Annotated in this window: 10 protein-coding genes and 3 pseudogenes; 1 reads left to right on the top strand and 12 read right to left on the bottom strand. The window is 55.8% G+C overall.

Annotated elements, in window-relative coordinates:
• Positions 1–22: 22 nt before the first annotated feature.
• The 6 genes from ACVIGB_RS42330 to ACVIGB_RS42305 form a co-directional block, all read right to left on the bottom strand.
• On the bottom strand, positions 23–835 hold the full coding sequence (locus tag ACVIGB_RS42330; protein ID WP_456724872.1) for an ABC transporter permease: 813 nt from the start codon (positions 833–835) through the stop codon (positions 23–25).
• A gap of 10 nt (positions 836–845) precedes the next feature.
• A complete protein-coding gene (locus tag ACVIGB_RS42325) occupies positions 846–1,670 on the bottom strand; it encodes an ABC transporter permease (RefSeq protein WP_456724873.1) in 825 nt (274 codons plus the stop codon).
• A gap of 83 nt (positions 1,671–1,753) precedes the next feature.
• Positions 1,754–2,812 carry an ABC transporter substrate-binding protein gene (locus tag ACVIGB_RS42320; RefSeq protein ID WP_456724874.1) on the bottom strand — a complete coding sequence of 353 codons (1,059 nt, stop codon included), beginning with the start codon at positions 2,810–2,812 and terminating at the stop codon, positions 1,754–1,756.
• A 245-nt stretch (positions 2,813–3,057) separates the two neighbouring features.
• Positions 3,058–4,308, bottom strand: coding sequence for an NAD(P)/FAD-dependent oxidoreductase (locus ACVIGB_RS42315; protein WP_456724875.1), 1,251 nt, complete (start codon positions 4,306–4,308; stop codon positions 3,058–3,060).
• A 92-nt stretch (positions 4,309–4,400) separates the two neighbouring features.
• Positions 4,401–4,721: a 2Fe-2S iron-sulfur cluster-binding protein gene (locus ACVIGB_RS42310; RefSeq protein WP_456724876.1), complete on the bottom strand. Its 321-nt coding sequence runs from the start codon at positions 4,719–4,721 to the stop codon at positions 4,401–4,403.
• A gap of 15 nt (positions 4,722–4,736) precedes the next feature.
• Positions 4,737–5,960, bottom strand: coding sequence for a cytochrome P450 (locus tag ACVIGB_RS42305; protein ID WP_456724877.1), 1,224 nt, complete (start codon positions 5,958–5,960; stop codon positions 4,737–4,739).
• Between the two features lie 516 nt (positions 5,961–6,476).
• On the opposite strand from ACVIGB_RS42305, the pseudogene ACVIGB_RS42300 reads away from it, so the two are divergent.
• Positions 6,477–6,783: pseudogene (locus tag ACVIGB_RS42300) on the top strand (integrase core domain-containing protein); the annotation flags it as partial.
• Between the two features lie 417 nt (positions 6,784–7,200).
• Here the strand turns inward: ACVIGB_RS42300 and ACVIGB_RS42295 are convergent.
• From ACVIGB_RS42295 to ACVIGB_RS42270, 6 genes and pseudogenes are all read right to left on the bottom strand, one after another.
• Positions 7,201–7,497: a hypothetical protein gene (locus ACVIGB_RS42295; RefSeq protein WP_456724878.1), complete on the bottom strand. Its 297-nt coding sequence runs from the start codon at positions 7,495–7,497 to the stop codon at positions 7,201–7,203.
• 58 nt (positions 7,498–7,555) lie between these two features.
• Positions 7,556–7,798: a transporter substrate-binding domain-containing protein gene (locus ACVIGB_RS42290; protein ID WP_456724879.1), complete on the bottom strand. Its 243-nt coding sequence runs from the start codon at positions 7,796–7,798 to the stop codon at positions 7,556–7,558.
• A gap of 849 nt (positions 7,799–8,647) precedes the next feature.
• Positions 8,648–9,427 (bottom strand): aldolase, encoded by a 780-nt coding sequence (locus ACVIGB_RS42285; protein ID WP_456724880.1) that lies wholly within the window; start codon positions 9,425–9,427, stop codon positions 8,648–8,650.
• A gap of 1,052 nt (positions 9,428–10,479) precedes the next feature.
• Positions 10,480–11,420 (bottom strand): annotated as a pseudogene (locus ACVIGB_RS42280) (tyrosine-type recombinase/integrase).
• Between the two features lie 486 nt (positions 11,421–11,906).
• Positions 11,907–12,095 (bottom strand): annotated as a pseudogene (locus ACVIGB_RS42275) (IS110 family transposase); the annotation flags it as partial.
• A gap of 230 nt (positions 12,096–12,325) precedes the next feature.
• Entirely contained in the window at positions 12,326–13,525 is a 1,200-nt protein-coding gene (locus tag ACVIGB_RS42270; protein ID WP_456724881.1) for an ABC transporter substrate-binding protein, read from the bottom strand.
• Positions 13,526–13,794: the final 269 nt, after the last annotated feature.

The raw sequence follows: 13,794 nt of genomic DNA, 5'->3' as shown, positions 1-13,794 counted from the left end.
ATTGAGCGTCCCACCGTATCGGTCAAATATCGACCGGCGTTCCTTTTTTCATTGCGATCGCCACGATGCTGACCAGCAGAGAAATGGCCGTTAGCAAGGTGGATACGGCAGCGATTACCGGCGATAACTCAAACTCAAGAGCATTATAGATCTTCACCGGCAAAGTGACCGTTTGGGGGCCCGCGAGGAACCAAGAAATAATCACCTCGTCGAAGGAGAGCAGGAAGGCAAAGAGCGTGGCGCTGACCAACGACGGAACGAGTTGCGGCACCACCACTGTCAGAAACATGCGTATGGGTCCGGCTCCCATCAGTTCCGCGCCGAACTCGAGATTGTGGTCCAGCTTGTTGACGCCTGCAATCACCATAACGATGACGTAAGGCAGGACGATCATGAGATGGCCGAGCACGATGGAAAGCGTCGTCGAACTGATGCCCAGATAGGAAAAGTAGAGAAACAGGCCAAGCGCCATCACGACAGTGGGAACGATGAGTGGGCTCATGATGATCCCGGTCACGAGTTTCTTACCGGCGAAGTCGTGGCGCGCCATCCAATAGCCCGCCGGAACACCGGCTAGCATTGCCAGCGTCGTAGCCGACACCGCCACCTTGAGGCTCTCGAAAAGCGGATTAATCCAACCCGGCGAGTGGAGGAATATCCTGAAAAGGTCGAAGGAGTAATGCGCCGGCGGGAAGGTCAGTTCATTCGTCGGACCAAAGGCGATCGGAACTGTCACTATGATTGGCGCCAAGAGAAACATATAGACGCTCGCGGCCAGGCCGGTTCCTATGGCACGGTAACGACGCAAATGCCGATCGTGAATGATGCCGGTCATTTTTTTACCTCTAGATCCGGATCCGCCGCCAAATCGCCAGAGGCGCGGCAAAAATGAGGGCCATACCGAACAGCACGATGCTAATCGCCGAGGCCTTTGACCAGTCCAAGACCTGCCGGTTGTAGAAATCGACTAGATTGGACAGCATAGTCTCCTTCGGCCCACCGAGCAGCGCCGGGATAACGAAGCCGCCGAGTGATAGCACGAAGGCGCTCACTAGGCCGGCGAGTGCGCCGGGCAGGCTCATCGGCACAGTAACCGTCCAGAAGATGCGGCCGGGCTTAGCACCCATGATGGCGGCCGCGCGATATATGGATTGGTCGATCGCGAGCAGGCTCGCGAGAACTGGAAGGACAACGAGCGGAACGAGATAGTTAGTCATGCCGACAAGTGTACCTACCAAGTTGAGCAGCAACGGTAGTTCTACTTTCTGAGATAAAATCCAACTAAGGAATGAATTGATGATTCCTTCACGCCCTAAAAGGACCGTGAATGCGAAGCACTTGACCAAGACGCTGGTCCAGAACGGCAGCAGAACAAGGATCATCAGGAATGCTCGTCGTCGCGCCGGCTGGCGAGCCAAGTGTAGCGCGACGACGAAGCCCAGCAGCAGGCTCAGCACGGACGACAAGCCTGCGATATATAGCGTCGCGCCCAAGGTTTGCCGGAATAAATTGCTACTCAGGACTGAGATGAAAGCCGCTAACGACCAAGCTGGTCCCTGGACACTGGTGAAGAGGATGTACAAAAGCGGCGGCAGCACGATCGCTCCCCCGACCATTGTTGCTGGCAAGATGAAAATGGCCTGGGTGCGGAGATTGCTTATTCGGATCATGGGCGTTCCGAGTCGTTCGACAAAGATGGAGCGAAGTCGCGCGATGGGAGGGGCCCAATGGGCCACTCCCGGCACAAGAGCGGTCAGGTCAGTCTCCATTCCTTGAAACGGCTGGTCACGGACTCGTAGTTATCAGCCCAATAGGTATTGCTGAGCATCAGGTTTTTGGGGTTATTCAAATCCGGCTGCCATTTGCGCGCCTCGGGCGACAACATCGTCGCGCCTTTCTTTGACACCGGAGTGGTCAACACTAGATTCTCAAGCCGCGCCTGCGTCTCCGGGCGCAGGTAAAAGGCGATAAGTTTCATTGCGTTTTCCCGGTTCGGCGCTCCCTTGAGAATCGCAAGGCAAGAGCCACCCAGGATATTCTGTTCAAACGAGTAAGCTAGGGGCACTCCACCGCCCGGATCATTCGATGGTTTGATCCGAGTGGAGTTCACGATGCTAAAATCAGCCTCGCCGACCTGTAACAAGGCGGAGTCTTGGACTGGCGTGGGCGACCATACGATATGAGACTTGATCCGGTCGAGCGACTTGAAGGCGCGATCCAAATCCAGCGGATAGATGTCTTTCGGTGCCACGCCGTCGCCGAGCAACGCCACCTCCAGCGTAGTCTGAGCATAGTTGCGCATCGCGCGACGTCCCGGGAACTTGTTCACGTCCAAGAACCCCGCGAAATCTACCGGATGCTTGCCGGGGCCGAACTTCTTCGGATCCCATCCTATGCCCTGATTATAGATATCAAACACGACATAATCGGTTGTTGGTTTGACGGTTAGGTCCTCGAGGTCCAACATGGAGAGATCCAGCTTCTCCCATAAGCCCTGCTTTGATCCGGAAGCCGCTTCAGAGCCTGTGATGAAATCAATGTCGATTCCGACATTGTTTGTGAGCTGCATGGCCTTAACTTTATCGAGGCCCGGATACGGGACAATCGTAACATTAATCCCTGTTTCCTTCGTGAAGGGATCGAATACCGCGTCGACTGTATTGTCCTGATATTTTCCGCCATATTGAGCGATCGTGACCGACTCGGATTTGGCCGCCGCTCTTTTGGCTCCAAGCACCAGTGGTGCCGCAATGACGGCGGCAGCGCCTGCAAGCAAGGAACGACGCGAAGTAGTGAACGTACTCTTTTCCATGAACTCTCTCCCTCTTCCCGAATCGGTTTCAACTAGTCACTGCTACATCCATCCGATTCACGCACATCGAAAGGTCCGTGAACTCATCCGGACGGATCACATCGCGCCAGCACTTAGACGTCCGCGTAAACGTCCGGATTTGACGTCCTTGATACGACCGTTCTCTCTTGGTGACTATGACAAGAGAGAAGGAAGACCATCATACGGTTCAGTACCACGGCATCGTATTAAGGCTTGTTCGTTAATCAGCGACGTGCCGCCTCCCGATTGGACGTGAGATCTCGTGCTTTCAGAAGCACCGACAGATCGAACTCCACGTCCTCAAGATCTCGTCTCGTTATTCTTTCGCCAGGCAAAAGTCGCCGTGCCGATATGTGTTCGCGTGCTCCGTTTATACTTTCCACGCAAATGCACATATCGTCGCGGAGATGGAACACCGAAATGGCGGATGTCATCCCAGATCGCACAATCCGCTCGGTCGCACCAACTGCAATGCCTGCAATCTGAAGTTTTAAGTCATATTGGTCCGACCAAAACCAAGGCAACGCCTCGTAGGCCTTGTCTTTGCCCGCTATGACGGCACCCGCAACTCGCGCCTGATCGATCGCGTTCTGCACACACTCAACTCTTATTCCGTTCGGATTGAATGGGCTACGGAAGCTTGTGCAGTCACCTGCAGCGAATATGTCCAGCCGGCTCGTCCGCGACCTCGAATCGACAACGATACCGCTTCCTATATGCAATCCCAGTGATCGGGCCAGTTCCGTATTGGGGACAGAGCCGATCCCGACGATGACAATGTCTGCATCGATAGAAGTGCCGTCGTCGAGCAAGACCTTGCGAACGAGGCCGGCTTCGGCAACGAAGGACTTCACGGTGCGGGACGTCAACAGCGTAACGCCTCGACCAACGTGTACTGAAGACACGAACTCAGCGATCTCCGGAGAGACCACGCGGGCAAGAACCCGATTCTCGGTCTCAATAACAGTCACTTCCTTCTTCTGCTGTACGAGAGCCGAAGCAACTTCGAGCCCTATAAAGCCGCCGCCTATCACGACGATCTTCTGCGCGCCAACTGCCGCGTCGCTAAGCGACCGAGCATCCGCGATTGAGCGCAGATAATGGACATTGTCGGCCTGGGCACCCGGGCAGGAGAGTTTTCGCGCACGAGCACCGACCGCGAGAACGAGGCTATCGAAAACGATACGCCTGCCGTCCGAGAGCGATGCCATTTTGGACTCTAACCCGATGTCAACAACCTTCGCACCAAGTTCAAGTTCGATCTTGTTTGCGGAGTAATAGGCTGCTCCCCTGAGAGGCATCACGCCCTCCGAGCGACTCTTAATATAGGTCTTAGAGAGCGGCGGTCGGTGGTAAGGCAATTCATACTCTTCGCTGACCATGATTATATTCTCACCATACCCGCTTTCACGGGCATGTGATGCAACTTCGCATGCGGCATACGACCCACCTACGATGAGCAGAGTTTGCGGCATAGCTTCACAGGTCCGAGGGATACGCGCAAAGACAATGCTCCCATTTAATGGCGATGTCGCTTTTGCAGGAGCACATGATCAATGTCTCGCGCTTAAACATATTCGGAGCTAGCCGCGATCGTTACAGTCAGACCGTCCAGGCGGTCTGTTAACGTGATCTGGCATGAGAGCCTCGAGGTCTCGCGACGGCCCTCGACTACGTCTAACATCGCGTCTTCCATTTCACTGGCCGGCTCGATTTTCGTACGCCAAGCATTGTCGACGTACACATGGCACGTTCCGCAAGACAGACACCCCCCGCATTGTCCGGATCCATCCAGCCCAGCGTCTCGGATCGCGGCCATGAGCGTTTGGCCAGACAATTCATTGAGTTCGATTGTCCGACCGTCCTGCTCGTGAATCAGCACTTTCATTGCCTTGGCAATCTCCTAGAACACAACGTGCAATGGAAAGAACGCGCGGGGAGTAAGGCCACGAAACCGCGGCGCTTCCTTCGTCGAATCAAAACGCAGATCCGGAAGACGGTGAATCAGCGCCTTCAGACACTCTCTCATCTTAAGCCTCGCCAGGTGCATGCCCGGACAAATGCGAGGTCCAACATTGAATGCAAGGTGATCGGTGGGCGGCTTTCTTTGCAGATCTACCACATGTGGACAAGAATAATGTCCTGGATCTCGATTGGCGGCCGCGTGTACGAGGCAGATCGAATCGTCCTTCTTGATCATTGCGCCGCCGAGCGATACGTCCTGATGGGCGACCCTAAATCGCCATTGAAGAGCCCCAAAGAGGCGCAGCTCTTCTTCAACAAACGCATTCAGCGCTCCCTCCTGATCCCTTGTCACGCGCTCGCGAACAGCAGGATCGGATAGAAACATGTGGATTGAATTCGTGATAGCGTTGGTGGTCGTATCACCCGCTCCAAGCTCAAGATCCCTAACAACCGAAACTACGTCATCTTCATTGACCTCACCCCAATCTTCGGGTGCGCGGGACCAGACCTGACTGATAAAGTCGCTTCCCCGCTCTTCCCTTCTCCTACGGACAAGAGGCCGAAAAAGATTATTGAGCTCGACCGATGCCTGCCTTGCTTTTCGCGCTATCCCCTCGTCATTCTTGTTGTTCAACCAAGCAACCAGTTCGTCATGCCACCGAAGAAGATTAGCGATTAGATTATCATTTCTCCACGGAAGTCCGAAGAGAGACGCCATAATTCGCGGCGGCACGGGTTTGGTCAGTTGACTGACAAGCTCAGCACTTCCCTTTTCAGCAAAACGATCGATCGCGTCATTGATGACGGGGACAACATGCTCATCACGAAACCGGGGCATCACAGCAGGGCTTAGAAGCTTCAAATAGAGTCGGCGCATACGGGTGTGCGCCTCACCGGTCAACACGGATACAGACGTCCTGCCGCCCTTTATCTCGTACCATAACGGCGACGCGAGCTTTTCGTACGGAATGCGATAAGTGGCCTCATCGCTCTCGACGATTTTGCATATTTCGTAGCTCAAGACCAACCAGCAATTCATGCCGGGATCCCAAACGACCGCTCCTCTCCTTCTTAAAATGTCATAACTTGGGAAAGGATCGAGGTCCGCGAGCGAAAGCATCGACCAGTCTACTGAGGACGGCGGCATCGGCGCTGTGTTCATTTCTCTTTCCTGATGGGAGGCTAAGTCCCGTAACTAGAATGTGAAAGGTGACAACGCTTAATGTAGGCAAATACCCGCCGAGTTATGCAGAAACCCGGCAAATAAAGTGGCTTTGGTGATGTTTTTCGGGCCTTTCAGCCGCAGGTTTCGCAAATAGATACCGACACCTCGAGAGTCCTTTACGGTAGTCTCGTAGCTGCTATTTGCCGCCCTTTTTTGGAGGTAGCGGCAATGCGCAGTCGCTGTCCCGCGGTCCGCTGCGTAACTTGCGACTGCCCGTTACAGGAAGCTCGGCTGCGTACTGCAAACGAACGACAGTGGTCTGCCTGCTATCGCCAGTGAATTGGTCGGGTTCTGTGGGCGGTCGCTAGGCAAGTCCAGCCAGCCTGATTAGAAGTCCTTCTTATCATCGTGCATGGGCGGAGACGTGCCGCAGTTTGTACGGGTGATTGCCTCCACGGCGCCGGCTGTCAGGCGGACTTGCTGGTGCGATTGATGGCGGCGAGATACGTGACGTATATGTTCGATATGCGATGCCAAGGAAACGGGATCGAACATCAACTGACCATGATCAGGCATCCCTGGACCAATGGCCAGGTCGAGCGCATGAACGGCACGATCAAGGAAGCAACCGTCCAAGCTACCATTACGATCGAGACGATCAACTCGAAGCACACCTTGCCGACTTCATCAACCCTACGCTCGGCGGTTGAAGACCCTGAAGGACGTCACGCCCTACGAATACATCTACAGATGCTGGACTTCCCAGCCAGAACGATTCAAACTTAATCCGCTCCAGAAAATGCCGGGACTAAACAACTAGCCCTCAAATCAACTGCCAACCCCCGCGAGGCGGCCGACGGAGGGAGCCGAAATCGCTCATCAAACATTCAACTTAGACGAGCTTCCGTTCGGCTCAGGCTGGCCACCACACATCTTGATGACCAACACAAGCCACCGAGGTTAAATTTCCGCCTGATTGCCAAGACGATCAACTTGCAGGTGATCAGGGTTGTCCGTCGATGATCGGCTGCCGAATCGACGAGTCTTCTGTCAGGCTCCACTTGCGCAGAACCTGATCGTAGGTGCCCTCAGTCATAATTGCGGCTAAGGCGCTCTTGAGCGCGCCTCCGAACTGGGGATCATCCTTAGGAAATGCGATCCCGTACATCGTCTTTACCAACGGCCTCCCAAAGCATATCGGTTTCCCTCGAGCGTATTCTGATATGCAATCGTAGCGTCACCCAACAAAGCCGCGTCGATCTGCCTGCTTGACCATAAGACGGTTTTGAGGCGTATTTTCTCCGGGCACCAACATAATGGCAGGTTTGCCGAATTTGGGGCAATTCTCCTCATTCCACTTCGAGACCGCATCCATCTCAACCAAACTGCTTCGTGAGGCACCAACCCTCTTACCACACACCGCGTCCATGTTCGAGAAGCGATCGACGTTGGAATTCAGAGCGAAGAGGACCTGGTTGACATAAACGTAGTCAAGTAAGTTCGCATTTGCGCGACGTTCCGGCGTATTAGTCATTGCGGAAACGATGACGTCCGCGCGCTTCGTCTTTATCGGCGCAAAGCTGATCAGCTGATCAAAGCTTGACTCGATTCCAATTCACTTCCGCTCCTATCTTTCCAGCCATTGCGTTGAAAATGTCGATGTCGAGACCAACCAACGCGCCAGATGGATCTTTGAACTCGAAAGGTGGACACGTAGTTATGGTTGTCGCATTGATAATCCTTTTTGGCCCTTCGGCGGAAGCAGCATCGGCCGTAAGGCTGAACGCAGCACTGACGGCAGCCAGCGAAAGACGACGGACAAGTGCCGAAACCATATCAATCACCGTTCGCACATTGTTTGGTTATCACCATTGTTTGACGCTTAGTACGGCGGAATGAGATGAGGATTCGGACTTCTGTTGGATGCTCCCGCATTGCGCGGGACGAGGGCTTTCGATCATTTGTTCTTGCTCCAAGAAGTCCTGCGGTTGCCACCGCACGCGAAGCTGAGTTCATCTCACCACAGTTACTCTCGTTCCGGTTAGAGTGAGGTCGCGGCGCGAGCTTCTTCTTAGAAGGGCAATGCATCAGCGGGACCGAAGTGGCGGAAGGACCACCCAACAATCTGCGCGAGCCCCCGCCTCGCACCTCTACGGCGGCAAAGAGATGAGGACGCCCGCCGGGAGACAACACTGGCGGACGCTGGGCCGCTGCGCTTGAGCACGCGCTCCGACATATTCACAGATCCGTTGGATGCCTATTGCTCGCATTAACCTCCCTCTGGCGGACTCATGGACTGTGAGCAATACGAGGCCGCTGGAATGCGTTTCGCCGGCAAGAGGAACACATGGAATTGCTGCATTGATTTAGCCGCAGCGTCTAGTCCTGCATTTCGAACCTTCCTTCGAAGAATTTGGACGACGGCCGTATCCAGTAAGCTCAAATCAATCCGGATATAGTGCGCACGTTCGCCGATGATTTAGACCGATCGTCCCCGCAGCTGCGCACTGCACTCGAACAGCAGGCTCTGCAGAATTGCGGCGCCATCGTTATAGAAATGGGACAAGACGGTTGATGGAAGAAAAGAGAATGCAGTGCCAGATTATCCGTGCTTTCGCAGCGACCCGCACCGGAGTCCCTCTCCCGCATGTGGGAGAGGGTTTCGTTTAAGCCAAAACGGCTATTTAGCTCCGATAATCTTTGGGCTCCTTACGCTCAAGCATTCGTTTCAGGGCATCAAAGTGAAGGTCCCAAGGTTGCCGATTTCCGTAACTGTAGTTGTTAGTGTACTGCGATGTCAAACGGTGCACCACCTCGGGGTCGACTGGCCGAAGCTCTTGTTGCGTCCACATCGCATAGATCTGCACTTGGCAGGCGCGCTCGAGATAGTAGAGCCGATCATAGGCCTGAGCAGCCGACTCCCCAATGACGAGAACGCCGTGATTAGCCATGAAAAGAATCGACTTGTCCCCGAGGATGTCGGCAAGGCGTTCGCCTTCATCAGCGTCGTAGGCGAAGCCCGTGTAGTGCGCATCATAGGCGATCTGGTTCATAAAGCAGATCTCGGTCTGGCCTATCGCCTGAAGGTGCGGATCCTTGAGCCGGGTGAGCGCGCTGGCATAGGGCATGTGGGTATGGAATACGGCTGCGGCCTTGGGGTTACGGCGATGAATCGGCGCGTGGATGCACAACGCGGTGCGTTCAATTTCGCCACTGCCGCTCAATACTTTTCCATCATAGCTCACTTCAAGGAATGAACTGGCCGTGACTTCCGACCAATGCAAACCAAACGGAATCACCAGGAAACTGTCCGTTTTGCCCGGCGCGATCAACGTCAAGTGGTTGCCGATACCCTCGCTGAAGTGCTGAAGATCAGCCAAGCGATGAGCTGCCGCGAGATCGACTCTTGCTTGCCGTTCGGCAAGGTTTTGATCGGCTTGATCATTGCGTTGAACTAGATTCATCTCCAGGTCTCCATCAACAAATTTGGCGAGGCATCGCTCGCTTGGCTGAGTTTAGTGGTTGATACGGTGCGCAAGCCAGCCACTGGCTCGTCGAGGACAATTTGGGTGCCGGAAAATTGAGGTCCCCGACGAAGCAGGATCACGGCCACTCCGCGCAGCTCCGCCTTCCGATAGATGTCCCACGCCGCAACACAGCTGCTGCAGCTCATGGACGTGAGAGGATTAGTTTATTTCAACTGCCTAGCTTCCTCTCTTTTAAACAGAGCTACACCGCCCTACGCTTTTAATGATCGTAAGGAGGTCGCACGCTTAAAATAGGTAAAGATCGAGTTCCGACGGTGAAATCCTGCAAAATTGGGGTTTCGTCGTTTCGCGAACCGTCTGGCCGCCTGTGAATCACCCGGCAGACTTATCACGCCTTGGTCAACAGCACAGTCGCCAAGCCACGCTGTAGAGCGGCGGTCATCGAAACCCGCTGGCCGAAGCGACGACCAAGCGCAGGTCATCGCGAGTGTGCACAGGCGATGGCGCAGCATTGGCGCGGGCTGCGGAACGCTTGCGCGTTATGACGTGAACCTGGCACTATCAGGACGCGGAAGGATGAAGGTTGCCAGGTTCGACGAGGCATGCCGATAGTCCACCTAGGCAAGGTGGCTCGACGGGGTAACTCCTCCAACTCGCGATAGTGTCGTACACAGGATCGCATCATCCCCGACATCAACGCTCATATCATCTCAAGAGCCCGGCTTGAGGCAACGTTTGATCGCCTTGCACAGAAGAGCGACACGGCGAAGGCTTTGCGTTATGCGTTGCGTCACATCGAGATGGACACCAATGTGAACTGGGTATTGCTCGAGACCGCCCTATGCCGCGCTCGGCATAGAGCTGTTTATGCCGCCCGCCGAACTATGCCGAACGAGTTCGGTATGGCACGTCGTATCACGCTGGCACCGTCGATCGCGTGCACGGTTGCCCCATTCCATTCGGCATAGTCTGGTCGTTCAGAGAGCCTCTAAGAAGGCGAGCAGGCGGTCGTTCGGCTGGAAGCGGGTTCACTTGCCGCGCTCGTACGGCTTAAGCTTCGCCAGGGCAGCTTCCTTGAGGGCGAGGTGGGCGTGCAGGTACGTCTGCGTCGTCTCGACCGATTCATGACCGAGCCACAGCGCGATCACGGAGCAGTCGACGCCGGCTTGCAGGAGTTCCATCGCAGCGCTGTGCCTCAGCACATGCGGTGACACGCTCTTGGCCTTCAAACAAGGGCAACTCTTGTGAGCGGCACGAACATGCTTTCCCAGCAGCGATTGGACGCTGTCGGCACTGAGCCGCCCCCCGTGCACGTTAAGGAACAACGCTGTTGCTCCTTTCCGTAATGGTTCCTTGAGCCATGCCTGGAGGCGCACCCCGAGCGGGTGTGGTCAGCGGAGTGGTCCGCTCCCTCCGCCCTTTACCGACGCATCGTACGTGTGCGCCAGACCCGAGGTGAACGGCATCCCGGTCAAAGCCAGTCAGCTCGGAGAGGCGTAAGCCCGTCTGGGCCGCGACCAGCCGCAAGGTGTGATCGCGGCCATGCCACGTCGTTCGATCGGGCGCGGCGAGAGCCGCCTCGATCTCGGGGCGCGTCGGGAAGTGCACCTGTCGCTTATCGTGGCGCTTGCTCGGAATGGCGAGCACGCGCTGGATCAGCGAACCGTGTGCCGGCTCTTCGAAGGACACAAACTTGAAGAAGGATCGGATGGCGGTCCGACGCAGGTTACGCGTCTTCGCGCTGGCGCCGCGCTTTACCTCGAGATCGGTTAGGAACGCGCCGATGAACGTTGCGTCCAAATCGGTGAGCGTCAGGGCCGATGGGGGCTTCCGCAGCTGCACCTGTGCGAACATGAACAGCGGCCGGGACGTGTCCCTGTAGGAGGCGATCGTGTTGGCGCAAACATTGCGCTGGCGCATGAGGCGCTCGGCGCTCGATCAACGTGGCCACATTGCGGGCGGGCTTCATGGCGTCACCTCCTACCGCCGATCGAGACGCCGCGCCGCTTCTTCCGTCCACTGGGGGCAGGCCGAGAGATACCAGTAGGTATCACGCATGCAGGCGTGGCCGAGGTAGGTGGGGAGCCCTGGGAGTTGCTGCTTGACGTCCTTGCCTTCGCGAGACCAATCGAGCAGCAGATGGCGAAGCGATGACGGAAGTCGTGCACGCGTGACCCGGTACGATCACCTGGGCGCCGCAGCCCGATCTCTCGGGACAATCGCCAGAAGGCGCGATGAACGTACTGGTGTAGCAAGCGGCCTCCCTGTCGGGAACGAAGAAGGTCGAGCCGCAACGTAATCCGAGCATCGCGTCGCGCCGGTGGGCGTAGTCGCGCAACGCGGTTCTCGGCGTAATGGCACGAGCCGCGACTTGCCGAGCTTGGTCAGCCGGACCGTCAGCACGGGGCGTCGAGGTCGACGTCATCGCACTCCAGGCCCATCGCCTCGGATATACAGTAGATTCCATCGCGACACTGGTTACCCCACACGCTTTAAACCAGTCCGCCAGACCATCCAAGTCTTGCGTAAATGTGCCAGACGTACGCACCGGCGTGTCGTTGCGTCGTTGCCCCCTGGGGTCGACCGCCGCCATGTGCATTTTTGATCCAATGTCGATGGCGGCGGCTCCAACGTTGTCCGGCATAAATTCCGAGCGGCCACCGGGAGGCGTTGGGCATCCTACCGCCCGATCATGGGCTGGAGGGTCTGCGTTATGCCAATCGTTATCTTCCTGATCGGGATCGCAGCCGGAACAGCGTCACCACTCTCAAGTGCTGAACTTCCGTCGTTGCATTGCCCACCTCCAGCTCCATGAAACGCCTAATCTTGGTGTCCATCAGTAGCTCATCCGACGCGACTGCGTCGCTCAGCCGGTTACTGTACTCGCCAAGCCTGCCAACGCTCGCCGATGTATTCAAGATTTGTCTTACCATCGGGGCGCTTGGCGGAAAGCCAAGCGGAATCCTCGCGTACGACGTTGGAGGAGTTTTCGGGATTGATGTTTAGGAGCGCAGCCAGATCGGAAGGTAAATGCTTAAGCAGATTCGTATTAGCACCGGGATACCCTGTTCCCATTGTAAAGCCAGCAGCAATTTGCGCTCTATTGACGAAAGCGATCAGCTTCTGTGCGTTTTGGTTGTTCGGGCCACCTTTAAGCACCGTCCAATAAGTGTAACTCACGGCTGCACCATTCCAAATCATCTGGATCGGCACACCTTGACGAATTGGTCCGATCGCCCGACCGTCGAAGTTGCTGGACATTACAACCTCTCGATTCGTGAGGAGCTGATTCGGTTCGTTGGCTGCTGTCCACCATTTCGTCACGTGGGGCTTGATTTCGTCGAGTTTTTTCAATGCCCTTTCAATTTTCTCGTCAGTCAGCGGCCATACGTCTGATGGCGCAACCCCATCGGCTTGCAAGGCATACACGAAGTTGTGCTTGGCGTTTGTGGGCAGCGCCGTAAGACTGCGCGGGCCGGGAAAGGCTTTGACATTCCAAAAGTCAGCCCAGGTTTTTGGACCATTGTCTCCAAACACGCGCTTATCATAGGTAAGCACGCCGGCGGATGAGATTGCGGGAACCGCATCCTTGAGACGGACGGCTTCGGGGGTGCCCTCGACCGATTCAGCATCCCAAAGGCCGTAGTCGATTGGGAGGAACATGCCAGCAGCGTCCATCATAGGGAAGCTCGCACCTACTATGAAGGCCGTATCCCAATCAACCCGTCCAGCTTGGTTCATCGCCTTGACCTGAGGCTCGGCGACGTCAGCGATCACATCGACCACCCTAATCCCCGTTGCTTGGGTAAAGGGCGTGTAGACGTACTTGCGAAGACCCTGAGTGGACACGCCACCCCAAGAGAAAGCGACCACCTGACCGCTCCCCGCGAGCTTCTCTTCAGCAAAGGCGGTCGTTGATTGCGCGACTGCAGGAACAGCCATCGCGGCTACAGCAACCCGCAAAATGTCCCGGCGATTAAACTGAGATTTCTCATGGGGAACTTGCAATGGAACTGTGCCCTGCGATCGCTTGTTGACCAACATAATCTCCCGCTTCGCCTGCTGGCTGACCATTTGCGCAAGCCTGAACTGTGTCCCGCATCGATAATACAATCCAATTCAAGACGAAAAACTGCATTGGCTCATGCGCCAGCGCCTAAGTTCTGCGTCAGAGTGCCGTTTCCCTTGGAAGGTGTTGCTCTTATGGGGACGCAATTGTATGCGTGCGGGATATTTTACGATAGCGGGGCATTTAGTGCATGTCAGCTCGACTGAGTGACTTTCAGCAAATGCATCGCAACCGCTCTATGGTCGTGGATCAGAAGTTCGCGATATCGAATCTG

This window comes from Bradyrhizobium sp. USDA 4341 (genome assembly GCF_054063755.1).
This window is presented reverse-complemented; position numbering and strand designations above follow the sequence as displayed.